28 protein-coding genes are annotated in these 21,877 nt (G+C 49.1%); 23 read left to right on the forward strand and 5 right to left on the reverse strand.

Annotation, left to right across the window (positions count from 1 at the left end; all coding sequences use genetic code 11):
- Positions 1 to 635 precede the first annotated feature (635 nt).
- Positions 636 to 1,040 (reverse strand): hypothetical protein, encoded by a 405-nt coding sequence (locus OGX94_RS19570; protein WP_268056531.1) that lies wholly within the window; start codon positions 1,038 to 1,040, stop codon positions 636 to 638.
- 147 nt (positions 1,041 to 1,187) lie between these two features.
- On the opposite strand from OGX94_RS19570, the gene OGX94_RS19575 reads away from it, so the two are divergent.
- From OGX94_RS19575 to OGX94_RS25010, 6 genes are all read left to right on the forward strand, one after another.
- A complete protein-coding gene (locus OGX94_RS19575) occupies positions 1,188 to 2,558 on the forward strand; it encodes a DUF5417 domain-containing protein (protein ID WP_268056532.1) in 1,371 nt (456 codons plus the stop codon).
- Between the two features lie 8 nt (positions 2,559 to 2,566).
- Positions 2,567 to 3,013 carry a DUF6884 domain-containing protein gene (locus OGX94_RS19580; RefSeq protein WP_268056533.1) on the forward strand — a complete coding sequence of 149 codons (447 nt, stop codon included), beginning with the start codon at positions 2,567 to 2,569 and terminating at the stop codon, positions 3,011 to 3,013.
- A gap of 34 nt (positions 3,014 to 3,047) precedes the next feature.
- Positions 3,048 to 3,278 (forward strand): hypothetical protein, encoded by a 231-nt coding sequence (locus tag OGX94_RS19585; protein WP_268056534.1) that lies wholly within the window; start codon positions 3,048 to 3,050, stop codon positions 3,276 to 3,278.
- 115 nt (positions 3,279 to 3,393) lie between these two features.
- Positions 3,394 to 3,657 (forward strand): type II toxin-antitoxin system RelE family toxin, encoded by a 264-nt coding sequence (locus tag OGX94_RS19590; protein WP_268056535.1) that lies wholly within the window; start codon positions 3,394 to 3,396, stop codon positions 3,655 to 3,657.
- Between the two features lie 70 nt (positions 3,658 to 3,727).
- Positions 3,728 to 4,102 (forward strand): helix-turn-helix domain-containing protein, encoded by a 375-nt coding sequence (locus OGX94_RS19595; RefSeq protein ID WP_071667185.1) that lies wholly within the window; start codon positions 3,728 to 3,730, stop codon positions 4,100 to 4,102.
- Positions 4,103 to 4,563: 461 nt separating this feature from the next.
- Positions 4,564 to 4,980 (forward strand): hypothetical protein, encoded by a 417-nt coding sequence (locus OGX94_RS25010; RefSeq protein ID WP_442494612.1) that lies wholly within the window; start codon positions 4,564 to 4,566, stop codon positions 4,978 to 4,980.
- On the opposite strand, the gene OGX94_RS19600 is transcribed toward OGX94_RS25010, so the two are convergent.
- Both OGX94_RS19600 and parM read right to left on the reverse strand, forming a co-directional pair.
- Positions 4,936 to 5,406, reverse strand: a complete 471-nt coding sequence (locus OGX94_RS19600; protein ID WP_268056536.1) for a hypothetical protein — start codon at positions 5,404 to 5,406, stop codon at positions 4,936 to 4,938. The two genes, OGX94_RS25010 and OGX94_RS19600, sit on opposite strands and share 45 nt — an antisense overlap.
- A 1-nt stretch (position 5,407) precedes the next feature.
- Positions 5,408 to 6,499: a ParM/StbA family protein gene (gene parM / locus OGX94_RS19605; RefSeq protein WP_071667183.1), complete on the reverse strand. Its 1,092-nt coding sequence runs from the start codon at positions 6,497 to 6,499 to the stop codon at positions 5,408 to 5,410.
- A gap of 219 nt (positions 6,500 to 6,718) precedes the next feature.
- Between parM and OGX94_RS19610 the strand changes: the two genes are divergently transcribed.
- Entirely contained in the window at positions 6,719 to 7,930 is a 1,212-nt protein-coding gene (locus OGX94_RS19610; RefSeq protein ID WP_268056537.1) for a hypothetical protein, read from the forward strand.
- Positions 7,914 to 9,419, forward strand: a complete 1,506-nt coding sequence (locus OGX94_RS19615) for a terminase (RefSeq protein WP_181553361.1) — start codon at positions 7,914 to 7,916, stop codon at positions 9,417 to 9,419. Before OGX94_RS19610 ends, OGX94_RS19615 begins: the two co-directional genes overlap by 17 nt.
- Positions 9,420 to 9,452: 33 nt before the next feature.
- Here OGX94_RS19615 and OGX94_RS19620 read toward each other — a convergent pair whose 3' ends face one another.
- Together OGX94_RS19620 and OGX94_RS19625 are read right to left on the reverse strand one after the other, a co-directional pair.
- On the reverse strand, positions 9,453 to 10,313 hold the full coding sequence (locus OGX94_RS19620; protein ID WP_181553360.1) for a hypothetical protein: 861 nt from the start codon (positions 10,311 to 10,313) through the stop codon (positions 9,453 to 9,455).
- A gap of 66 nt (positions 10,314 to 10,379) precedes the next feature.
- Positions 10,380 to 10,628, reverse strand: coding sequence for a hypothetical protein (locus OGX94_RS19625; protein ID WP_181553359.1), 249 nt, complete (start codon positions 10,626 to 10,628; stop codon positions 10,380 to 10,382).
- Between the two features lie 484 nt (positions 10,629 to 11,112).
- Here OGX94_RS19625 and OGX94_RS19630 point away from each other — a divergent pair, with 484 nt between their 5' ends.
- The 15 genes from OGX94_RS19630 (at position 11,113) to OGX94_RS19700 (ending at position 21,875) form a co-directional block, all read left to right on the forward strand.
- Positions 11,113 to 12,156: a tyrosine-type recombinase/integrase gene (locus tag OGX94_RS19630; RefSeq protein ID WP_268056538.1), complete on the forward strand. Its 1,044-nt coding sequence runs from the start codon at positions 11,113 to 11,115 to the stop codon at positions 12,154 to 12,156.
- A gap of 20 nt (positions 12,157 to 12,176) precedes the next feature.
- Positions 12,177 to 12,500, forward strand: coding sequence for a helix-turn-helix transcriptional regulator (locus tag OGX94_RS19635; RefSeq protein ID WP_256433909.1), 324 nt, complete (start codon positions 12,177 to 12,179; stop codon positions 12,498 to 12,500).
- A gap of 378 nt (positions 12,501 to 12,878) precedes the next feature.
- Positions 12,879 to 13,532 (forward strand): hypothetical protein, encoded by a 654-nt coding sequence (locus OGX94_RS19640; RefSeq protein WP_071667176.1) that lies wholly within the window; start codon positions 12,879 to 12,881, stop codon positions 13,530 to 13,532.
- A gap of 219 nt (positions 13,533 to 13,751) precedes the next feature.
- Positions 13,752 to 14,270: a hypothetical protein gene (locus OGX94_RS19645; protein WP_268056540.1), complete on the forward strand. Its 519-nt coding sequence runs from the start codon at positions 13,752 to 13,754 to the stop codon at positions 14,268 to 14,270.
- Entirely contained in the window at positions 14,267 to 14,443 is a 177-nt protein-coding gene (locus OGX94_RS19650) for a hypothetical protein (RefSeq protein ID WP_286569811.1), read from the forward strand. The genes OGX94_RS19645 and OGX94_RS19650 overlap by 4 nt, the downstream gene beginning before the upstream one ends.
- 9 nt (positions 14,444 to 14,452) lie before the next feature.
- Positions 14,453 to 14,698 carry a hypothetical protein gene (locus OGX94_RS19655; RefSeq protein ID WP_071667174.1) on the forward strand — a complete coding sequence of 82 codons (246 nt, stop codon included), beginning with the start codon at positions 14,453 to 14,455 and terminating at the stop codon, positions 14,696 to 14,698.
- Positions 14,698 to 15,324, forward strand: a complete 627-nt coding sequence (locus OGX94_RS19660; RefSeq protein WP_256433879.1) for a Ref family recombination enhancement nuclease — start codon at positions 14,698 to 14,700, stop codon at positions 15,322 to 15,324. The genes OGX94_RS19655 and OGX94_RS19660 overlap by 1 nt, the downstream gene beginning before the upstream one ends.
- A 225-nt stretch (positions 15,325 to 15,549) precedes the next feature.
- The gene (locus OGX94_RS19665; RefSeq protein ID WP_185656607.1) at positions 15,550 to 16,197 is read left to right on the forward strand and encodes a hypothetical protein; all 648 of its coding nucleotides are present in this window, start codon (positions 15,550 to 15,552) and stop codon (positions 16,195 to 16,197) included.
- A complete protein-coding gene (locus OGX94_RS19670; RefSeq protein WP_071667171.1) occupies positions 16,194 to 16,535 on the forward strand; it encodes a hypothetical protein in 342 nt (113 codons plus the stop codon). Before OGX94_RS19665 ends, OGX94_RS19670 begins: the two co-directional genes overlap by 4 nt.
- Positions 16,536 to 16,756: 221 nt before the next feature.
- Positions 16,757 to 17,467, forward strand: a complete 711-nt coding sequence (locus OGX94_RS25015) for a DUF2829 domain-containing protein (RefSeq protein ID WP_373566558.1) — start codon at positions 16,757 to 16,759, stop codon at positions 17,465 to 17,467.
- Between the two features lie 38 nt (positions 17,468 to 17,505).
- The gene (locus tag OGX94_RS19680; RefSeq protein WP_256433877.1) at positions 17,506 to 18,717 is read left to right on the forward strand and encodes a phage tail protein; all 1,212 of its coding nucleotides are present in this window, start codon (positions 17,506 to 17,508) and stop codon (positions 18,715 to 18,717) included.
- On the forward strand, positions 18,717 to 19,475 hold the full coding sequence (locus OGX94_RS19685; protein WP_239177772.1) for a phage tail protein: 759 nt from the start codon (positions 18,717 to 18,719) through the stop codon (positions 19,473 to 19,475). The genes OGX94_RS19680 and OGX94_RS19685 overlap by 1 nt, the downstream gene beginning before the upstream one ends.
- The gene (locus OGX94_RS19690) at positions 19,465 to 20,280 is read left to right on the forward strand and encodes a hypothetical protein (RefSeq protein WP_268056542.1); all 816 of its coding nucleotides are present in this window, start codon (positions 19,465 to 19,467) and stop codon (positions 20,278 to 20,280) included. The genes OGX94_RS19685 and OGX94_RS19690 overlap by 11 nt, the downstream gene beginning before the upstream one ends.
- Positions 20,270 to 21,280, forward strand: coding sequence for a phage tail tape measure protein (locus tag OGX94_RS19695; RefSeq protein ID WP_071667167.1), 1,011 nt, complete (start codon positions 20,270 to 20,272; stop codon positions 21,278 to 21,280). The genes OGX94_RS19690 and OGX94_RS19695 overlap by 11 nt, the downstream gene beginning before the upstream one ends.
- The gene (locus tag OGX94_RS19700) at positions 21,264 to 21,875 is read left to right on the forward strand and encodes a baseplate protein (protein WP_185656604.1); all 612 of its coding nucleotides are present in this window, start codon (positions 21,264 to 21,266) and stop codon (positions 21,873 to 21,875) included. Before OGX94_RS19695 ends, OGX94_RS19700 begins: the two co-directional genes overlap by 17 nt.
- The last annotated feature ends 2 nt before the right edge of the window (positions 21,876 to 21,877 follow it).

The raw sequence follows: 21,877 nt of genomic DNA on the forward strand, positions 1-21,877 counted from the left end.
TGCGCAAGTTTCAGCAGAAGAAGAAACATGGCATGAGCCTCTATTGTCTCCGTGCCTGGCTGCAAACACTCTTACACTTGCCTTTGCAGTTTTTGTATCTGTAGTCGCCAGATACATTCGACACGAATTTAGTGGGAATGAGGTTTAAGCATCACCAAAAACCTGGACAAACTAAATTCACATTCAAATCAGTAGTAAACGACTTTTACGTCTAAAAAAATTGAAGATTTCTGCTCCTTTCGTTAAGCTTCCCTCAGTCGCCAGATACATTCGGCACGGTAATTGAGCCGCAAACTCAACTACTGACTGAAAGGCCCAGTCTCATCAACTGGGCTTTTTCTATTTTGGCCTTAACCCAAAATAAAAACTACATGTAGTGGATGCTTGATAAAGTAGACGCTATATGGTGAGTATTCTAGTAGGGATTCTTTTCAGTACAAGAGTTGATTTTGAGATTAAATTGAGGTTGCAAAAGGGTAATATTCGCTAAGTGCGCGTCTTATAAGGCCTGGCAGATATGTCAATAATTGAGAAAAAAAATAGAAAATTTGATCGAGTGCTGTATTATTCATGAGCAGCAAATCAATTCTCTATTTTTTAACGCAAAATAGTGTATGTATGCACAGTTAAATCAGCTAACGCTGGTTCTCAAGACTTTCGAATGACTCCTCAATTTCCCACGGAATAGACTTAAATCTCTCAATCGCCTTAAACACATCCCCCACGCTGGCGGTCGGTTCAACAGCACCTTGCAGCCACGGTAACAGGGCATCAATAACACGGACCTTCATCTGCTCGCCGGAGGCAAGCAAACGGGCCTGGTATGCCTCAATATCAGCCACCAGCGCAGACTCAGCTAAGCGCTGGAATGGTTCGCCTTCGCTGGGTACATCCAGTTGCTCCAGGCGTTCTTTAATGCGCTGCGTATCGCGTTTTATTGCATCAGAAGGCGTGGTTGCTAACCATAGCTGGCATAGGTGATCGGGAATAACGATCGTCGTGCGTGTGCCGGTGCCTTTCCTCACATAGTTCACTTTCATGCTGATTTCCTGCTGTCTTTGGTAGAGCACATCATATCCTTCCATCAATAGAGAGTAAATATTTACTCTTTTCTCTTGATCTCATTCCTCAAATGAGTAAATATTTACTCATTGGCGACGGCGCCACGATAAATTGAGGGAAATACGATGAAACTGATTCGCAACGCTACCACTGCCGCAAACCCTGACCTGCGCGGCCGCAAACACCATTTCACTATCGAGAACGCACCTGCGGCCACCCTGGAAGCAATGGATGACATGCTTACGGCTGCCGGTTGGAGTAATGACGGTTGCCCATGCTACGACGATGGTTTCGGTTGTGGCTGGTGGATCGATCTGAGTGAAGTTGACCAGTTCAAAGCGGCATACAAAGAAGCTAAAGCTGGCGTTAAAGAGTTCATGGCTCAGCCAGTTGCCCCAGCTGAGTTCGAAATCACTATTAAAGGCTCGGTAGGCGTCGATAACCTTTTCCACCCAGGAGATGTCGTTTACTGCGGTTCTAAGCTGCACATGAAAGCTGTCGTTACCACGTTGCCGAAAATTGGTGATGTTATCCCGGCGACCGACCTGATGGGGGAATACGACGCCCGCGTTAAAGTTCGCGAAATTTTAAACGACTGCCCGCCGCGTCCTGCACACCTGCAAGCGGCTCGCGATGCACACCACAACGAGCTGTTTTCTGGTTTCTTCAACGACCGCGTTAAACCTACCGAAGCGCGTAAACACGAGCTGGAAGATATGAGCGATGATCAGATTTATGTAGCCTTTGCTGTTGCACCGGTAGTTTCCTCCGATGAGATTAACGCTGCCCACTCTGAAGCTTTAACAATGGGTGCGCAAATGATGCAGGACGCATGGGATAACGCCGATGAAATAGGTCGTTTAATCGAACTCGAATACGCCTATGACGAAGCGTTAAAAATGGATGAGGAAATAACTTTCGTTCGTGAAATGGAGTCCCTCACAGCTGATCAAGCTATGGCATATGCTGAGCAGTGGGCATATAGCAATGCCGATAATGCAACACAAGAACTCATGTTAGAACGCGACCATATTGAGGCACTTAGCCTCAATGACAAAGTGGATACAGATTTAGCAATTTTACGAAGCGATATCCAAAGCTTTCGCCGTGAACACACCGGCGCGAGGCTGGAACAGGTGATCGACTATGCTATCCGTCACACGTTCAACCGGATCGTGCAGCTGTATGGGGTAGAGATACACCGTGACTTTTTTGCAGATTTAGCCCGCACACCAGAACAGAAAGCTTTTAGTGGTGCAATGAAGGCAGATGCCAACACTGATATTTCGACACCGATACGGATAATTTCTGATTACATGCAGCGCTTCATGCGCAATAACAAAGACGCCAAGCTGTCCGAAGCCAAACAACGGCTTGAAAGTAAGATCGTACTGCTCATAGACGACGGGTACGATGAGCAACACTTGCGCCAGGCATTATCTGCCGCCACCAGCAGCCATACCCGTGAAGCATTCCTCACTGCTATCAAGCACTGAACACAACAATGAATAGCTTAATTCTCATGTCCTGCTCTGCGACAAAGGGCAGGGCAGCTGCCCCGGCAATAGACCTTTATCAAGGGGTCATGTATTCGACGTTCCGCTCGAACGCACCGGAAACATGGCCAGCTGTTGTCATCTTGTCAGCAAGACACGGTTTTATTGACGCGAACCGTATCATTGAACCGTATGAGCAACGCATGACCGAGGCACGAGCAGATGAGATGATCGGCGAGCTACCTGGTTTCGACTCAATAGCATGGCCCGCTGGTGTGCGCTCAATACTGCTAGCTGGTGGTAAAACCTATCAGCGAGTGATGCGAGCTGCGATTGAGCGGCGTATCAAACTAGGCTTGCTTGATGCCGATATCATTATTGAACAAACGAGCGGCGGTATCGGTTATCAGCGGGCGCAGCTCGGAGCTTATCTGCGAAATTTGACTCACACCTAACAGGTATGAAAATTATCAGTAGGGAAGAATTAATATGAGCAAAGATAAATACAGCGCAGCTGCGCAGAAACATAAACGTGCGGTACTGCGCGATGAGGCGAGCGTACTGCTGGAACAGGCCGAAGCGATATTGGTCGCGTTGGTGGAAAGCTACACTACCGAACCGGATGGCAAGTTCTCTGCATGTCACCCCCGATCTGGTTTTTCAAACACCCTGAACCAAATACATAAACTGCGTAAGGCAATGAAATCGGCAAAGGTATGAGCAACCATTGCCGCTTAAACAAATATAACCAACCCTCAAAATTATAACTAAATAACTTGCATTATAACTAAATATAGTTATAATTAATCTCGAAGTTCGACGAGAGGGATACAAAGTGCCGAAGGTTGAATGGAGTAAAAAGGCAAAGAAACAACTCTCCCGCATAGATAGCCGCTACCGTGAAATGATTTTTGACAAGGTAGGTGAGTTAGAGGACTTCCCCGATGTGCAGTTAGATTTAAAGAAGATTCAAGGCAGTAAAGACAAAGAGTATCGGGTAAGGGTGGGAGTATACAGGGTGCTGTTCACAGTGATAGACGGCAAACCGATAATAATCCGAATTGATGAGGTAATGCGCAGACAGACAAATACGTACTAAGGCGAGGCGGGGAAACCCGCCCAACCCAGCGAGAAAGCGACTTTCTCCAATATTTACGAGACCCGTGAGAATGAGAAACATACAATTTTTGACCGACGAAAACGGCGCACGTCAATCAGTAGTGATACCGATTGATTTGTTTAACAAGCTGGTGGCCACTTCTGATCTGGATGAGCTGTATGAAGCCGTCCCATACACAGAAGGCCCGAACGACGATGAGACAATCCCTCATGAAGTTGTAGGCTTTCAGATTAAAAAAGGCGTGACCTTACAAGCGGCCTGGCGCATGTATCGCGGTTTATCTCAGGAGGCCGTAGCAGAGGCGCTAGGCATCACTCAGGCGGGCGTAGCGAACATGGAAAAGCGAAGCAAGCCACAAAAGGCGACTCTCGAAAAGCTGGCCAAACTGTACGACTGCCGCGTTACCCAACTGATAGACGACTGACAGGACACAGCCCGCGAAAGCGGGCTTTCTTGCGAGGACAGGAAAGAATTATGAGTCATTTTCAAAAGGTGTTTGTTTATACGCTCACCTTTGTTGCTTTACCAGCCTGGGGAGTCTGGCTGTACTGTCTGATGATGTGAAACTTGATCTCCAGGCCGTTCTGTCAACGTCCCCTGATACGTTACTAACTGATCGTTTATACATTGAATACTTAGTATGTTCTGTATTAAGATATGTGCGGCATAGCTTCTGAGGGATTTTGTAATGTGCTTAGTCGAGTCCATTCCAAGATTCTTTTGTGAGTAGCCATCGGTAATCTTTGTGCATACTAAAATTCCATGAATCAAGGCGCTTAATGCGCCTTTTTCTTGTTTGCAATTAATGTCGTTTGAAAAACAGACATGTCGTCAGTAGAATCCCTTTTGCATTAGTACAATCTGTCGTATCGGCGAGGTGTCTATTTGGCAAAGCACAATAGGCTAACGTCGTGGGAAATTTCGCAGTATCTGATTGAGCTTGGTAGACCGGCAACAGCAAGGGAAGTAGCTGAAGGGCTAAAATTGAAGTATCCGCAATACCACTCATCGTTACGTAATATTTATCTGAGAATGCGATCTATTGCCTTGTCGCACAACTCAGATTGCGTAGTAGACCTTTCTGTACGCCCACGAACGTTTTACTTAACACGGATAGATGATGCATTCTTCAGGCGTTGCAGAAATCCGGAGAGAATCCCTCCGGACCGCCGTGAAAAAATGCTTATGGATGAGGATGAGAAGGAAAGAGCAGGTGCTTATTTGACGCGGTTGATGCTGTATCCATCGCGAAATACATCAAGCACCGGGCAAGCGGTTAGCGAAGCGACTCACTCTAGCTGAACCTTGTTCCTCTGTTTTTTCCTGCTTTTCTTCAGTAGTTGTTGCTGGTGGCTCCTTAACAGCAGGGGCCACTGGTTTAGTTTGCGCTACAGGTTCTGCTTTAGGTGTCATAACCACCGGCGCGGCCACCGACTCTGTTACACCGATAAACTCCTGCATTCTGGCCAGCAGCATCATTCGCTTTTGATCAATATCGAGTCTGGTAAATGCCTCAGTGTCGATAAAGCCAATAACGGCCATCAGTTCGCATTCCTGCATAATCTGGCCAGCGGTCAAAGCACTGACAATCTTGGTGCGCTTTGCGCTACGGTCGCTGGTGGCACGATACTCATCAATGAAGCGACACGAAGCCGCTGATCGCTTCAAATCCTCGGTGATGTTGATCGACAACACATCACGTTTCGCCTTGGTGTCGCTTCCTGACATATTAAGCCTCCGCAGTTTCCGCTAAATCTTGCAGAATGCGCGTTTGTGCGTTCTGGAGCAGAAGGTGTACGCCACGAACTACGGCGAACTGAGGTTCATCCGGAATGTACGTGTAATCGTGCCACTCTTTAGAGAAGTCTGGCAGATAGTCCAGCTTCCCGCCCAGCCAGTTCGCGCCACCACCGACAAACAGCAGCATATCGATGTCGGTCATGTTGCGGTGCAGACTGCGAATGTCATTGCGGATATCGTTTGCCAGCTCGCGTGCTGCTTGCTCCACCAAATGGCGAATATCACGGCGTAGATGGGCACGCGATGCAGCCTGGCTCCCGGCATAACCACGTTCAATAAAGCCGTCGAGGGCAGACAGGCTAATCTCTTTGGCTTCGGGCAGATTGAGTGCCTCCTGGTGCTCCTGCAGCAGATGATGAAGGCGCTTAATCATCACGTGGATACCGTGCTCTGTAGTGACGCGGTTGAGGATTTCCAGCTCGTTGGTAACGATAGCAATGTCGCAGGTGAAGCGACCGAGATCCACAATCATGCAGCGCTGTACGCCTTCGAACGCGGGGTTTTCGCTGCCGTCTGGCATAACCGTTGCACTGACGTACGCTGTGACCGCTTCAGGGTAAATGGCCACATGTTTGATGTTCGGCGCAGCAGCTGAGCCAGAGTAGTTCTCGACGGCACGCAGCAAGCTATTTTTCTTGGCCTCAATGCGTACTTTGTTGATGCCGTTATCACCGTAATACTGATCCGCTGGCAGCGTATCAGCCAGAACCACGTCACGCCCACCTAACCCCGCACGGCTGAGCGCATTAAGTACCAGCACGCGGTTGGCCGGACTCAGTTGGTACTCTGGATCACAGGTGTTGACCAGCTCGATGCTGGTTGCGTCATTGGTAACCGAGTAGATTTCGTCTTCATCGGTACGCCAGGTTGTAGATGATTCCTGAGTTCCGTGCTGAAGCAGGCCACGACGTACCAGCGCGGGGCTGATGTGCGTTTTCAACTCGCCTTGTTCATTTTCAAAACGAAGCGCGATATTGCCGGAGCCGCCGTCGACAGCCACAAAAATTGGTGATTTAGACATAGTGTTAATCCTTGCGTTTAACGCTAACTGCTTGTGATTGATTGAAATAGCGAGTCACATGTTACAAAAACCACCGAGAAAATCAATAAATCAGCCAACAAATAACATAAATATGTCTGTTTTTTGGTTGTTGAAATAACAGCTAATACCAATCAAAAGTGATCAATTGAGATGTAACGATCAGTAGACTGCGATCATCGTTGTAAAGGGGTGATCGCAGTGGCAGTAAAAACGGACTGGTCAGAACATAGAAATCGCTATGCGGAAATGCGCGCCGCTGGCGAGAAAATATCTATTAAGGAATATGCACTTACCTATGGTTTAAACCCTAATACCGCACGTCGTTACCTGGGTGAAGGCACTACTCAGTTAGGTAAGGTTCAAGACCAGCGATCAGCTGATCAGATCGCTAAAAAGGATGGAAAACGATCAAATGATCAAAAAAAGTCAGGTAAGCGCAAAAACGATCACAAACCCGCGAAACAGAATAAAAATTTATCACAGGAAATCAATGAATTAAGCCTGCAAGTTAAAGAGGCCGGAAGACACGCGCGCGTCGAAGCTGGGCAAACGGAAGAGGCTGTGCTGGTCGGTAAATTGATCAATGCAGTATCGACCAAAACGAAATCGGGACGTACGCGTGATCAGTACATGGCCGGTAGCCAGATTCTGGAAGCATCCATAATCCCCAGCGATGAAGACATGGAGGAAGCCCGAAAGCTAATAGCTGCAGCCGGTGTTGATGATATTGAGGCTATGGCCATCGAATCATCCCTCGTTAACCTGTTCTGCCTTAACCGCACTGTTAAAGCGGTCCTTACCTTCCTTACGGAACAAACACCGGCATCAGGTGATGATGATGAGGCTGGACCAAATCCAATAACTAAAGCTCTCTCTGTTGCCGCAGCCGCAGCGGGCGCCATTAATGACACCGCGCGCTCGTTAGCGGGCATTCGTCAGAGCTATGCGAAGAACAAGCGCGAGCAAGAGCTGCACGACCGCAAAACGGAAGAGCCTGAACGAATTATGCAAGCGTACCAGCAGCGAAAGGAAAACGGTTGGAGCGCTGTTGATACCGCGATCTACATCGAGACGCATGGCTATAAGGTTCCGGCGTTGCTTATGGAGATGGCGCGTAAAGAGGTGAAAGACGGTGAGTCTGACAAGGTTAAAGCCGTGGCTTATGACCCAGAAGAACTGGACCGCCAGGCAAGGGAGGCTCGCGCAATTCGCCATGCTCAGCACGAACAACTTATGGCGGAGAAACGAGAGGCTGTAAATCTCCTTGTTGATGGAGGCGGATTTGGCGATGTCGCTGCTGACGGTTCTCTTAACGATATCAACCTAACGGCACAATTTGCCGACGATGAAATACCAGATGATGAAGTAAATAACCTGCTGTACGGGGGCGACGATGGCAGCCATAACTAGGCGCTCAATCACTGAAGACCCTCGCTGGCAAGAGCTGGTAAAACTCTATCGTTATGACTGGGTAACGGCTGCTGAAGTCATGTTCAATAAGATCCCCACCTGGCAGCAGGAGGAAATTATCGAATCAGTTCAGCAGACCGGCAGCTGGACGACGGTATCCTCCGGGCATGGTACGGGTAAGTCCGACATGACCGCCATCATGATCTTGTGCTACCTGATGTTCTTCCCAGAGTCACGTATCATTATCGTGGCCAACAAACTGCAGCAGGTTAAAACCGGTATCTTTAAGTACATCCGGCAGAACTGGAAAGAATGCCTGAAGCGGTTCCCATGGCTCGGCCAATATTTCACTCTGGCCGATGTCACCTTTTACGAGAATGCGTCGAAGGGTAGCTGGGAAGTTATCGCTAAAGGCTTCCGCCTGGGGAACGAAGAAGCACTCGCCGGTGAGCACGCTGAGCACCTGCTGTACATCATCGATGAAGCATCAGGCGTTTCAGATAAGGCGTTTGGTATCATCAAAGGTGCGCTGACGCAGGACGATAACCGGCTGATGCTCATCTCACAGCCAACTCGTACAGCTGGTGAGTTTTATGACTCTCACCACCGCCTGGCACGCACAGAAGCTAATCCGAATGGGCTCTACAACGCGATTAAGCTCAACTCTGAAGAATCGCCTCTCGTAACGCTGAAGTTTATCCGTGAAAAGCTGGTGGACTATGGTGGCCGGGAGTCACCGGAATACCTCATTAAGGTACGCGGCGAATTCCCCAGCTCGCTTTCCGGCTATCTGCTCGGACGCGATGAATGCGAACGCGCGCAGCGACGGAAGGTTCCCCTTGCAATGGGATGGGGCTGGATCTGCTGCTGTGACGTCGGTAATGGCCGCGATAAATCAGTAATGGGCATCTTCAGGGTATCCGGATACGGAAAACACCGGCGTGTGGTCCCTCACCTGGTTAAGGAGATGGAAGCTACAGTTACACCGTCACGTTTTGCCGATTTCATTTTCAGTGAATGTGATCCGGAGAAATACCCAAATATTCAGATCGCCATCGATGGCGACGGCGTAGGCGCGACCACCGCTGATGTGCTGGAAGAAAAACACGGCATCATCGCTCAGCGAATCCGTTGGGGTAAACGGATGCATACCAAGAAGGATAAAGAGCGATTCATCAACCAGCGCGCCTATGCAAATATCATGGCCAAGATGGCCGTGCAGCAGGGACGCCTCAAATTCGATAAAGGGGGCAAGGCTGTTGACCAGGCATGTAAGATACCGTGCGGACTAAATGAAGCCGGTCAATGGTATATGGTCCCGAAAGAGCAGATGCGCGAGAAGCTCAACATCAAATCGCCGGATCATTGGGATGTGTATTGCTTCACGCAGCTGGTGGACTTTACCCCGGCGAACGAAGAGACCTTCCATGATGAAGAAGAGACTCGTTCTGAAGCCGAGGAATGGTTGCGTAGACGCAGAGCAAGTTAAACTCACACCACCAGCTGCGCGCTGGTGGTCGAGTCAATCGTGGCTGCTACCTGAAGGGTTTTTCTCGCTTGCCGCATGTTCAGCATCAGCCTGGATGGCATTTTTGGCGGCCCGGGTTTTGTTATAGCGCGACCATTGCTCACGCTTGATCTCTTGCTCATTCTCTTCTCGATACTTTTTGCGTGCGGCTTTTGCCTTTTCAACAGTATCGATGTCGTAAATATCTATGCTTTGATAGAGCGATTGTGGAATGGGGCTCAATTCTGAGTAAATCGATGCTTTACTGTTTTTGGTTTTAGGCCCGAAGGTGAAACCCTGTCCAAGAGTACGCTCATCAAAGAACACGCCAGATGATGATACGCGTACCATTATCTGACTCTCTTCAGTTGTGCTATATGCGCAATTCAGATCTGTGTAGCCGGTGCGCCGTAATCTCAGTTTCGTTTTGGGGGGCAAGGCTTCGAATGTTTTACGCTCATCCTGCAACTGGGTAAGGTATGGATTAGTATTATCTATAGCCTTAAAGCGCTCAATTTCACGATCATAGTCAGCAAGAATCTTCTCGCGTGCCTTGGTTGTTACTTCGGTAGCCGGTAGCTCATAACAACGAACGCGTATAGCCCCGGAGATGAATTTCGGGGCTGGCTCGTACAGGGAAACAGGTATGCCCAGCTGAGGGTATTTCTTGAGTTCTTGAGCGAATTTATTCCATTGGTCAATCGCTTCAGTCCATTTTTTAAGCCTGCGCGCGTTGACAAGCACAACAGGCCTAAACCGCTCACCAAACTTATTCGTGCTCCAGGCAGAAGCTTCATCCATAGCATCTGTCAGGAATGCGTCCCGGAATTCAATAAATTCCTTGTAGACGGCTTCGCCCGTACGGCTATCTGACATCAGTATTCTCCGGTTGTGGGCGCAATGCCCAATAGTTAAAACTAAGGGAGAATTTAGTCTATTTCGTTAGAGAAATCGACCATAAGCAGAGTTAGTCTGGGCAAATTTTTGGGAAATGTGTGTGTTTATTTGAAACCGAATGCCTTTACGAAGACGTTTTTGTACGCTGGCGGGCTTGGCATGCAATCCTTTGACAATACAGAAATGGCTGGTGAGCGTTGAAACAGCACGTTGAGAGGTGATATCAAGGTGAAGTTTTTGAATTGCCGTTGTTATTTCGCTGTTAATTAGTAAAAGTTCATCACTGTTAGCCATTTTCTATCCTAAAATCATACAAATTAACGAATTGGGCTTGTATATCATCCTGTTGCCTGGGGTAAAAGGCTGAGAAAGCCAATCATTGAAATTAAGTATGATTTGTATGTAATTTAACCAACAAGCCAAAAATAGAGATTATTCTGATAATTCATCGCATCATTGCTCACCTTTTAGACTCCACCTAAAAAACCAACAAAAGTAATATAACACCCATTATATTACCTTTGTTTTTATGTAAAATGGCATGGTTAACAAAACATCTGAGCCGGTTTTTACATCGCCAATAACCTTAGTCTTTACTCAAGTATTCGCGTTGCTACGTGAAATCTGATAATTCAGCTCGGTCATTGTGCTACAGAATGAAAAATACAGCGGTTTTCTTAAAAACCGTGTAAATTTCATAAAAAACCTAACAGATTATACTAATGTTATGGTAGTTTTCCGTAGTGAGTCACTACTCGTACCCGTGCACATGAGAGATATGCCAATGACCAATTTGCCGGTTAACCATACCGATTCCCCGCTGCTGATAACTGCGGATAAATATGATGAACGGGTTGCTGAAAATTTACACATGTTCTTTGTCGACCGGGAAGCCGCGTCGGAAAATACCTGGGCGCAAATGAAGTCAGTTCTCCGCAGTTGGGGATTATGGTGTAAGCAGTTCAATAAAGTTTGGCTTCCGGCCAAGCCTGAAGATGTTCGTGAGTACCTGCTTTATCTGCGAGAGACACTTGGGCGCAAAAAGAACACCATCGCGATGCACAAATCAATGATAAACAAGATCCATCGCGAGGCTGGTTTGGCCCTACCTGCGTCACACATACTGGTGACTCGCGGGATGAAAAAAATAAGTCGGCAAGCAGTCCTCAATGGTGAGCGAGTAGAACAGGCGATCCCTCTTCACCTCGATGATCTTTTCCAACTGGCAGAAATTACCCAGGCCAGCGGTAAAATGCAGCAGCTTCGGGACCTCGCATTTTTAGGCGTGGCCTACAACACACTGTTGCGCATGTCAGAGGTTGCACGATTAAGAATTGGTGATATTCAGTTTCAACGAGACGGTTCGGCCACACTTGATGTGGGTTATACAAAAACAATTAAAGACGAGATAGGCGTAGTGAAAGTGCTGGCGCCAGACGTCGCCGGTTGGTTACGTAATTGGCTCGACGCAAGTGGCCTCACGGATGAATCAACCTTTATCTTTGGCAAGGTCGACCGCTATGGCAACGCTCATCCAGCAGCGAACCCCATGGCTGGTAAAAATATAGAGAAAATCTTTGCCAAAGCCTGGGAGGCAGTTAAAGGCGCACCTCTTGAATCCTCCCGCTACAGAACTTGGACCGGGCATAGCCCACGTGTGGGCGCTGCGCAGGATATGGCATTGAGAGGAACAGAGCTCACTCAGATCATGCATGAGGGTACGTGGAAACGTCCCGAACAGGTCATGAGCTATATACGCTATATCGATGCCAATAAGTCAGTAATGCTCGATATTGTAAACAGCCAACGCATGAAGCGGTAAGATCAAGGAGACAAGCAACAATGGCGCTTTCAACAATTCAAAAGTTAGCGTTATCTTGCATAGGGCGCAGATATATCGAGCAGCATGTTTTTACCCCGGTGACCCTGCTCGCTATAACTACGTATATTGATGACCATTATGGAGGTCGTAAAGCCAGGACGCAGAATGTACGTCAGTCACTAGCCAGGCTGGAACAGCAGAGCCTGTTGACGGTGCACACACTCAATGAAACACCACCGGTTCATACCTACCAGCTGACCGAAATGGGCATGCTTAAAGCGCAGGAAATCATTCTGGAAGAAGACAGCGCGGCGTCACATGGGCCGGATTTGTTTTGGTCATAAAATACTAATTATGTGCTTATTTTTATAAATGAAAAAATCAATGCTGATTAATGGCGTTCACGTCCACCTGCAAAGTGGGCTAAGGAACGGAGCGCCGGTAGTGGCTTGCACACTGAACTATGGTGCCCAGAACCCTCTTCACTTTATCCAGGTTGATCGACCAATGTCCTCAATGAAGGCAGCTGACGCATACATTACGCACGCTGATCACTTCGTATGTCGCAGCATTCTTTCACGCCTGAGCCGCTCAGAAGAGAACGTCATAGCCGGTGTTAATCGTGTATTCGGAGCCTCTGATGCTGAGGCATCCATCGCCTACGCAAAACTTGAAAGGAATAGTCATGTTAATCGAACACAAAGAAACGCTGGTGGCCGAAAATGAATGATCGCTTTTATATGCTTTGCCTACGAGAAACAGTTGGCACTAACGCCTCTTTTCATTGCCGGAACGGAAATGGCTACAGCAGCAACATCGATGCCGCACATGTTTACACACTGCAAGAGGCGCAAGAACGCTGGAATAAGGGCCGTCCGATCGATCTGCCGGTTGCGGCCGATTGTGTAGATGAACTGGCCATATGGCATGTCGACTGCCAGCAGCTGCCGGGCGAATCGCTAATAGAACCAGGTTGCACGCAATACGTGGCATACGTGAAAGGAGAATGGGATGGCAACGACGTTTACTGGCTTGCCGGTACCGAGCTGCCTACAACAGATTTCACGAAAGCCTATATTCATCCCTTCGCCGTCACCACCAGCGAAGGGCTAATTTGGCTCCCATATCATCTGGCCAACAAAGTTAAACGGCGCACGTTCTGCATAAACCGGCTCGACCGGCGGAAAATGATTCAGGCCCGCGGGTTACGTCAGCCTGACTGGCTGAAACGTCAGAAACGACGAGATCGCACATCAACCGGTAAAACTCGCTGGAATTGCCCGTGTTGCGGTCGGATAAGCTGGCAACTTAACCCGTATGATTTTGACGGATGCAGTAATTATATGTGCGAAAACTGGAATAAGAACGTGTATTAGAGGGACCTGGCTCGAAATGAACAGCCCCCGGCGAACCAGGGGCTGCATGCTCTTATCAATCAATCACTATTTCTAAAAGCACCAGCAGATGTTAATGCACTAATGCCAGACAGGCAATGCAATTCAAATCCCAATAACTCGCGCATTTTCAAGGCAAATACCCCGCCGCAATACAGATAATACTAATTATTTATTTTTTAATGTGTCATTATTACGAACATGAGACTGACCGACGACAAGATCATCACCGCAATTTTCAGCGCCACCATTAAGCGGCTTCCACGGGAGGCTCTCTTAATGGTCGATGGAGGCTATACGCTCACCCCGGATGATGGCTACTGGATGGATAAGGCCATACGGATTTCATCAGCGGAGCGTTCCGCTATTCTCCCGGGGCTGTCGACAGCTCGCCTTCATTCTCTGGCCAAACAAAACCATCTCCAGACAGCACCGGCTGGCCATGGATTCACATTTAACTTACCCGAAGAGCACCTGGGACAATGTTGGTTTCGCAGTCGAGAGATCCTTCGCGCTGCGTGCGTCCCTGCTTACGGTGATAAACCCGCGGTAATCGACCTTAAAACTGTTACTGCGATGGCCAGCACTCAATTGGCGAAGGAGTATTACGTCGCTAAAACAGTTGTGAATGACGCTATTCGCTGGCGCATCATCAGCTCTGCTGAGCACGGCATCGGCTGGTATCCCCCTACTGAACCATCACTCTGTTACTCATCATGATTGATCACTACATCAACATCGCTCTCGACTATTCGTTTGCTGGGTGGCTGATTGCGCTCAAGTTATCTGTGACCGTGATCCTTGCGCTTAGCACTCTGGAACTCATCAAAGCAGCTATCCGGGCGGGCCTGAAGCGCCGGATTAAATCAAAGCGCCGTCCTAAACACCGATAAGGAGAATACATGAACAATCCACTGCAATACCCTACCCGCGTCGCCGTGGCTGTATTCAATGAATACTGCACCCGTACAGTAACAGCAGCAAACATAGCCCAGCTGGCAGCAGCTCAACCGGGCGGTTATATAACTGCTGGAATGCGTGCCCGCCGCCACTTCCGATCGCTGTACATTTCCCTGGCTCTCCTGGGTACAGGGAAAATGAACCCGGCCGAAGTGGCCGAACGCTATAAATGGCTGGGCCAAATCTAATGGAATTAACTCAGGAAGCCCGGGAGAAGCTATTCGCCCGCCAGCGCGCCGCCGTTGAGCGGCAAAGAGCCCGCAATGCAGAAAAACTCGCGGACCCTGAGTATCGCCAAAAGCAGGTTGATAAAGCTCGCGAGGCGCAGGAACGCCAACGCGAGAAGAGGCTCCTTCAGTTACAGTCTCCAGAATATTGGGAGAAACGCAGAGAGATTATTGCGCGCAAGCGAAGTACGGTACTCAACACATCCACTAAGCCACGTAAGGCTATAAAGTCCCGTGGCAATAAGGGACGTACACCAACCGCAGCTGAACGCCGCATCATGGATAAGCTCGGAGCCTTACCATGTATTGCATGCCTGATACATGGGAAAGTGTCGCCGCTGATCAGTTTGCACCATATTGATGGCCGAACAGCACCTGACGCCCACGCTCACGTTTTGCCATTGTGTAATTTCCACCACCAGCACGCAGCACCGGCTGATATCCGGGAGCAATATCCATGGTTGTTACCAGTGCATGCCGACGGCAATGTTGGCGGTCCCGCTGAGTTTGAAAAAGCGAATGGTACTCAGCGTGACCTGCTGGCTGAGGCTTACAGACGTGCTGGAATTGAACGTTTAAAAAACTAATTGTGAGCTTATTTTGAAAAGAAAACACAACATAAACAGAAAGCGTTACTGGTTCTATCGTCATAAGGAAGCTATGATGGTAGCTGCCTCGCATTGCAATAGTTAAGGTTTACCCAATCCCTCAAGGCTGGTTTTATATCGGCCTTTTTCTTGTCCAGATTTCGCCCTTCCTTACAGAAAGTACTAATTATACTATAGAGACTTCATTACCAGCGGAGTCCTACTATGGATAAGGCCATATGTGCCATCACCCTTTCCACTTCCAAGCCAATGCTGGTGGAGGCTGTCTGGCATAAGGGAAACCTCACCCTGTTATCAGAACAAACCCTTCCAGCAGATCGTAAGGGGTTGCTTGACGTCCTTCCCAACATCATTCGCAAGATTGAGAAAAACGGCGATGACGTGCTGGTGGACGAACGCAGCGGTTTCTTCAGCGCGACCGGCGGAAAGCATATCCAGTTTGCTGCCCCAGGAACGAGCGGAAAGCCAATCCTAGTCGAGTCACTGGACCTCTATCGAGAGCTCTCGCTGCAGAAGGCCATCATCCGCCCCAAAACCACCGGAGCTGGCCAGCGTTATACCATCCCGGACAACATTATCGATGTAGAGCATGATACCCGCGGTCAAGCCGTGTATCGCATTGACTGGGAACGCCTTAAAAGCGAACACCTTCTAATGCTGCTTTGCGTATACGGTACGATCTATCAGAACGTGGCCAGCGCTTCCTACATAGAGCAAATGTACAGCTCGGTGACGGTTGAAATGCCTCCTGACCCTTTAGATCCTCTGCGTAAAATTGTTCGCGCAACCGAAACTGAAGCAATTAAATCAGTTACTATGAGTCCGCTCACGGGCAAAGGAAGATACCTATGAGCATCTCACGACTCGACGATCGTAACGTATCTGATCCAATCATCCGCGCGTACATGCACCAGGCCGTAGTAGCCAAGTGTAACAGCTACGATTCAGACCTGATCCCCCACGACATTACTCAGGACGAGATATATCGCCCTGACCTCATTGCTCAGCGTGTATGGGGCACCGACGAGCTGCGTTGGGTTATTACCCGTGTCTGTGGCCAAGAGGATGAAAGCGAAGCGCTACCAGTGGGCAAAGCCCTATTCCTCCCGGAGCTAGCGTGGATACGCGAGCAAATAAACATCTATTCCACCAGCTTGCCGGAATTAGACGGCACCATACAGAGCAACTGATGCAGCAATTTACAGGACAAAATGAAATGACTAACGATTTAAAACTACCTAAATATCGTTGCCATAAAGTTGTTCAGGCAGCAAAGATTCTAGCAGTGAAATCATTCCGATCATCTGTGATAGTGGACACCGGTAATACAGACGCATGGCTGGAAATACCGGAAGAACTGCTTAGCAAGGTTGATGTGGGTGGTTATATCGTCGTGTATGAAGACGGCTATATGTCATATTCACCAGAAAAGCCTTTCTCCGAGGGGTACACACGTATAGATGATAACCCTCAACCTGCCCTTACCCGCTGGCGCAGAAAGCCGATCGAAGTGAGCGCCAGCCAGTGGTTCAAGAATGGTGATCATCCACTGGATTATTCCAAGGTTCATTCAGGCTTAGACAACGACCAGTTACGGGACTTCTTACCGTCAGAACGTAAAGCGAATGGCTGGGAAGGCGATATAGTCCGCTATTTCCGCTCTCCCGACGTATCAGGCGATAAACTCTGTATCCGTTGTCGCAAAATCATGCGCGTTCACGGTTGGATCGACACATTGGACGGCGGGCATATCGTATGTCCTGGAGATTGGATCATCACCGGAGTTCAGGGTGAGTTCTATCCCTGTAAGCCAGGTATTTTCAATGCTACTTATGAACCTGCCGAAATCGATCTTAACGCAGCCGACTTCTCAGACGCCCTAATGTGGCTGAAGGAAGGCAAACGTGTTGCACGTCGCGGCTGGAATGCTGGTGGCCAGTTCTGCTGGATGGTCCCGGAGGGACAATATCCGGCACGGATGGAAGCAATCAAAGGTTATTACTCGACAGATATCGTCCCATACGGTGCTTACTTTGCACTGAAAAATGCCCAAGATGTGGTCGTGCCATGGGTGCCGTCAGTTGGTGATCTTCTTGCAACTGATTGGGTGGTCGTCGTATGACAGTTGCTATCCAGCGCTTAACAAAGAGGGGGTAGCTAATGCCCTCTTCGAGCTTTGAAAAGAAAGAGAACGGCCGTTACGCCACGCACGGCCTTTCTGCAACTGACTTCCTTAAGGTCTTCAACAAAATCCGTAAAGGTCAGCGCGCAAGCCGTAGAGGCGCACACCGCACGCTTACGCCTGCAGGACTGCGTAATAAAAGCGTCGATGAGATTCTTAAGCTCGGCAAGAAGAAAGACGGCACATTCTTTACTCCTGAAGATTTAAAGCAATTCATCGAAAAACGCGCTGGCCATCGCACGAAGTTCAGCAGTGATCAGGCTGGCATTACCTACGCTCAGCTGGTGGCCATGTCGACTCAGATCGATGTTAAGCGCGCCAACAACAAGGTAGATGATGGCACCGGCATTAAGTCGGCGCTGTTTATACGCATACGCCATAACATCGCCGATGTGAAGGTTACGGCATCTGATGCGTCGGTCGACGATAACCACCTGGTACGCGTGCGCTTTGAAGAATGGGACCGATACGTTGAAGACGTCGGTGATGAAAAAGTAAGTCTGGCCACGCTGGCAAAAAACCTCGCTAAAGGTCGCGTATCTTTCGACTGTGATTGCGGGCGCCATCAGTATTGGTTCCGTTACATGGCCACAGCCGGTAACTACGCACTGAAGCCACCAGCTGAGTATGCCTTCCCCAAAATACGCAACCCTGATCTCGTCGGCGCAGCCTGCAAACACGTCCTCCATGTCATGACCCGTTTTCAATCGTCTACCTGGCAACGCCAGTTGGGCACACAGATGAAGAAAGCTGCTGAGCAAGTAGCTTTTGGCGATGACAAGAAACGCACGACCAAGGTTTTTACCGACAAAGAACTGAAAGCTTTAGCCCGTAACCGCTCTGATCAAACAGACCAGACGAAGATCCGCCGCGAGTTCGAAAAATACCAGGCCGCACAACGCGGGTTAGCCAAGGTACAACGAACCGAGAAAGACAAGATCGATAGGCTGAGAAAACAGGCCTCCACCGCGCGTAACTCACTTAAGCGCAAAGCAGCAGAGCTTAAAACCGCCCGGGCAGAGAACGCGCTGCTGAAAAAGCAGCAGGAAGCGATGAAGGCTCAATTACAGGAGCAACTGAAGCTGAAGAAACAAGGCTTCATTCAGGCCATGAAGATAACCGGCATGACCGATCAACAGGCAGAGACAGCATTCAAGAAATGGCTCGCCTCCCAACAAGGTAAACAATAATGGCAGGTTTTTATGACGATCTCATCGATAACAACGACGATATCAAAGTGGCTGGTGGCGTTCCTGATGGCGTCCCTTCTCCTGTTGATACTGTAGCAGTTCAAAGCCCAACCTCTACTACGTTTGAGACGTTGGAACCGGTAGCGGACCCTATAGATGAGCCATCTGGAAAACATGAATTACCCAACGAAACCAAAGAGCCTACTGAAGCGCCTGTCTCAATTACTGCTGCAATGCTTTCCCGTCCTGCTAACAGTGATATGCGCGCTCGATTTCTTGGCCACAAGAGTTTCAACGACCTTTACCGCGAAGCGTGGGCTTTAGCCATCATTAAAGACCCATTGTCGTTCGACGCGCTCCTGTATCGCGCCAACTCGATAGACGCGCCTATTGATGATGAAGGTTTTGAGGTAATGCAGGCGGAACGCCTTGATCCAAACCAGGAAACGCTCTCCTACGGCGAGCCTGAAATCGTGAAAGTCCTGGACTGTCCGGACGAAATGGACAGTTTCCTGAGCATGAACGAAGAGGACGACAACACCGGCTATCAAGAAGACTCTTTGATACTCCGTGTGGCCGCCCTTGATATCTCGATAGGTTCGATCCTCGAATGGAATGAGGAACTGGCATCCGGAGAAATGACCCGGCGCTGGTGGTACGTTCACCGCAAATTTAACTATGGTACAGCAGCCGTGGGCACGCTCTTCGTCTGTATACCATGCCGCACGTTTGAGGAATCCGTATCTGATGGTGAATAACGACAAATTATTGATGCGCTTCAAGAAGGCTATGTTGACGCCCACGGGTAAGCGTGAGCTCTCATCCACCAGCGATGTGGATGCCGGTCTGGGTAATGCGCTTTTATCGGCACTGGAGGATATTGAAGTAACTGACACACGGCCATGGTCCAAGCCTCTTGTCGAATTTCTGTCCCGGAAGAAGAGCGATCAGCTTAAATTTGGCGAGTTTGATGATGTGGAAGCGTTTCTCCGGGCATACCGTGCTGCTGGTGCCGGTCGTCGCTTCAACCCAAACCGACCAGAAGTGAATACAAATTCCCTGCCAGTACTGAACCTGGGGCGAACTCCAGGATTCCAGTTACATGACAACACCATAGTGACAGATGAGTATGATGCCGGGTATATCACTGATAAGGATGGGAAGCCTACAGCCCTACTCAGCCACACCCCCATAGAGATCTCATACTCTCTGATGGTTTTAGCCAACGAAAAAGAGGTTTTGAACGCGTTAACCGGCATTTATGCGTCCTGGTTCCGCCAGTTCTCCAACTTTGGGAATACAAATTTCACCTTCCAGACCATGCTTGCAGGAGCCTCGTTGCAACTGAATTGCCTGATACGTGATCCCAAGGCAGTCATTGTCGACAATTTGACGCTACCGCTGGCGTCGAACAGAGTGTTCGCCTCAGCGATATCCTTCACTGTTATCGCCCCACTCTATTCCGCGTGGAAAGGTACGCCATTATCGCAAACCATCGATGTCCTCTCTGGTAATGATTCTGGAGTTATGCCTGAATCAGGTAGGGTGACCAATGGCCGCTAATAGCAATTCATCAGAGAAGCGTTCCCAGCTCTTCCTACAGACCGTAAAGATTGGGAAAACGGAAATCCCCCGCTCCATGATTGCGCGCTGCCTTTACATTGAGGTAGCCGATCTGACCGGTCCGCAATTGCAGCTGGAGGTTCGCGATAATTCCAGTTACGTAGTAGATCAATTAGGCGTTAAAAAAGGCACGATTCTTACCTGCAGCTTTGGTGATCCACAGGGCATAGGCAACACAACATGGACCGATACATTTGAGGTCCTGAAAGCCCCCCAGTCGGCGGATATCGTCACGATTATTGCTTTCAGTGAAAAGGTGAAAACACTCAAAGTTCCGGCTTCAAAGCCTCAGTTTTTTGTTAAGAAGCAACCGGCTAATATCGTCCGCGCTCTGGCCACAGGCCTGACGGTTAACGCTGACAATTTCAAAAAGTTGGGTACGTATCATCTGAACATGGGGCAAAAACCCAGCGGAGTGCTGGCGCAGATGGCTCAGGAAGCCGGTGCCCTTTGTTGGGTGTGTCGTGGTTCGATTAACGTTAAAAGCATGGCCACGTTATCCAGGCAGTCACCGGCACTAACGTATGAAGCGAATAACCCAAAGGCAGCGTTGCGCATTAACCGCTTCGCCAAGCTTAATAATGACGACCAATACATCCGCTCACGTCAATACCGGCTTATGGCATACAGCCCGACTAAAGGCCTCCTGACGTCCGGTGATAAGTCGTGGCCAGTAAAGATGGTGAGCGTTGATGATCAGACAGCCCTCAATAACCTTTCGACGTTCCTTTTACCCAAAATCGATATCGAGGTTACCGGCAACTCAGCTATTACTCCCGGGCTGCCGATGAAGGTCCTGATCCACAACTACAACACTGAAAGCGGACTTGATGAATCCGTGCCTACCAAATTAGTAGTTAAGCTTGCAGCCCATCAGGAAGACCGATTTGGATATGTAACACGAGCATTGTTAGGGGTGATTTATGACGGCACCAATTAACGGCCCGCAGCGGGCAAAGGTGGTAACGGTCGACGATCCTGCCGGTCTGCTTAGAGTGTCTGTGCGGCTGGTGGGTATATGGGATAGCATTCCTGACGGAGATCTACCATGGGCTGAGCGTATGCCTCCGGATGATGGCGCATTCATACCGTTACTCGCCGGTGATGATGTCTGGGTGGACTTCCCATATAGCGGGGATAGTACACGCCCGCGTGTTGTTGGGCGCGCTACAGATGCCCCTGGCGGCGTTCCTAACACAGCACCAGAAGCCTCCGGGCAAGGTTCACCTTATGTACCACCAGCTGTAGAAGGTGCGCCCGCAGCCGGTACAACTACGCCAGGTAAAGACTATGTGTGCGACAGGAACGGGTTATTAGAGATTAGGAACCAGAGCGGATCTTGGTCCATCACTCATAAAGCCTCGGGTTCTACCATGGGTGTGAATGATTCAGGTCAGTTATATATTAGTAGTCAGCTGTCTCTTTTCGTACACTCTGTTAGTGATATGACGATCAAATCAGATGCCAATATCAACATGAGCGCCGCGGGTAAAATATCCATTAAGGCTGCAGAAGTCGCCATTGACAAAGGCTAATC

This window comes from Citrobacter sp. Cpo037 (assembly GCF_030332945.1).
GTDB classification, from domain to species: Bacteria; Pseudomonadota; Gammaproteobacteria; order Enterobacterales; family Enterobacteriaceae; genus Citrobacter; species Citrobacter portucalensis.

Bases quoted from the DNA above. Each gene is read 5' to 3' on its own strand.
- OGX94_RS19625 (WP_181553359.1), bottom strand. From the start codon at position 10,628: ATGGCTAACAGTGATGAACTTTTACTAATTAACAGCGAAATAACAACG.
- OGX94_RS19680 (WP_256433877.1), top strand. From the start codon at position 17,506: ATGCCCTCTTCGAGCTTTGAAAAGAAAGAGAACGGCCGTTACGCCACG.
- OGX94_RS19615 (WP_181553361.1), top strand. From the start codon at position 7,914: ATGGCAGCCATAACTAGGCGCTCAATCACTGAAGACCCTCGCTGGCAA.
- OGX94_RS19655 (WP_071667174.1), top strand. From the start codon at position 14,453: ATGAACAATCCACTGCAATACCCTACCCGCGTCGCCGTGGCTGTATTC.
- OGX94_RS25015 (WP_373566558.1), top strand. From the start codon at position 16,757: ATGTCATATTCACCAGAAAAGCCTTTCTCCGAGGGGTACACACGTATA.
- OGX94_RS19620 (WP_181553360.1), bottom strand. From the start codon at position 10,313: ATGTCAGATAGCCGTACGGGCGAAGCCGTCTACAAGGAATTTATTGAA.
- OGX94_RS19585 (WP_268056534.1), top strand. From the start codon at position 3,048: ATGAGCAAAGATAAATACAGCGCAGCTGCGCAGAAACATAAACGTGCG.
- OGX94_RS19660 (WP_256433879.1), top strand. From the start codon at position 14,698: ATGGAATTAACTCAGGAAGCCCGGGAGAAGCTATTCGCCCGCCAGCGC.
- OGX94_RS19600 (WP_268056536.1), bottom strand. From the start codon at position 5,406: ATGTCAGGAAGCGACACCAAGGCGAAACGTGATGTGTTGTCGATCAAC.
- OGX94_RS19630 (WP_268056538.1), top strand. From the start codon at position 11,113: ATGCCAATGACCAATTTGCCGGTTAACCATACCGATTCCCCGCTGCTG.
- OGX94_RS19670 (WP_071667171.1), top strand. From the start codon at position 16,194: ATGAGCATCTCACGACTCGACGATCGTAACGTATCTGATCCAATCATC.
- OGX94_RS19570 (WP_268056531.1), bottom strand. From the start codon at position 1,040: ATGAAAGTGAACTATGTGAGGAAAGGCACCGGCACACGCACGACGATC.
- OGX94_RS19635 (WP_256433909.1), top strand. From the start codon at position 12,177: ATGGCGCTTTCAACAATTCAAAAGTTAGCGTTATCTTGCATAGGGCGC.
- OGX94_RS19575 (WP_268056532.1), top strand. From the start codon at position 1,188: ATGAAACTGATTCGCAACGCTACCACTGCCGCAAACCCTGACCTGCGC.
- OGX94_RS19685 (WP_239177772.1), top strand. From the start codon at position 18,717: ATGGCAGGTTTTTATGACGATCTCATCGATAACAACGACGATATCAAA.
- OGX94_RS19665 (WP_185656607.1), top strand. From the start codon at position 15,550: ATGGATAAGGCCATATGTGCCATCACCCTTTCCACTTCCAAGCCAATG.
- OGX94_RS19700 (WP_185656604.1), top strand. From the start codon at position 21,264: ATGACGGCACCAATTAACGGCCCGCAGCGGGCAAAGGTGGTAACGGTC.
- OGX94_RS19690 (WP_268056542.1), top strand. From the start codon at position 19,465: ATGGTGAATAACGACAAATTATTGATGCGCTTCAAGAAGGCTATGTTG.
- OGX94_RS19595 (WP_071667185.1), top strand. From the start codon at position 3,728: ATGAGAAACATACAATTTTTGACCGACGAAAACGGCGCACGTCAATCA.
- OGX94_RS19650 (WP_286569811.1), top strand. From the start codon at position 14,267: ATGATTGATCACTACATCAACATCGCTCTCGACTATTCGTTTGCTGGG.
- OGX94_RS19645 (WP_268056540.1), top strand. From the start codon at position 13,752: ATGAGACTGACCGACGACAAGATCATCACCGCAATTTTCAGCGCCACC.
- OGX94_RS19695 (WP_071667167.1), top strand. From the start codon at position 20,270: ATGGCCGCTAATAGCAATTCATCAGAGAAGCGTTCCCAGCTCTTCCTA.
- parM (WP_071667183.1), bottom strand. From the start codon at position 6,499: ATGTCTAAATCACCAATTTTTGTGGCTGTCGACGGCGGCTCCGGCAAT.
- OGX94_RS19580 (WP_268056533.1), top strand. From the start codon at position 2,567: ATGAATAGCTTAATTCTCATGTCCTGCTCTGCGACAAAGGGCAGGGCA.
- OGX94_RS19640 (WP_071667176.1), top strand. From the start codon at position 12,879: ATGAATGATCGCTTTTATATGCTTTGCCTACGAGAAACAGTTGGCACT.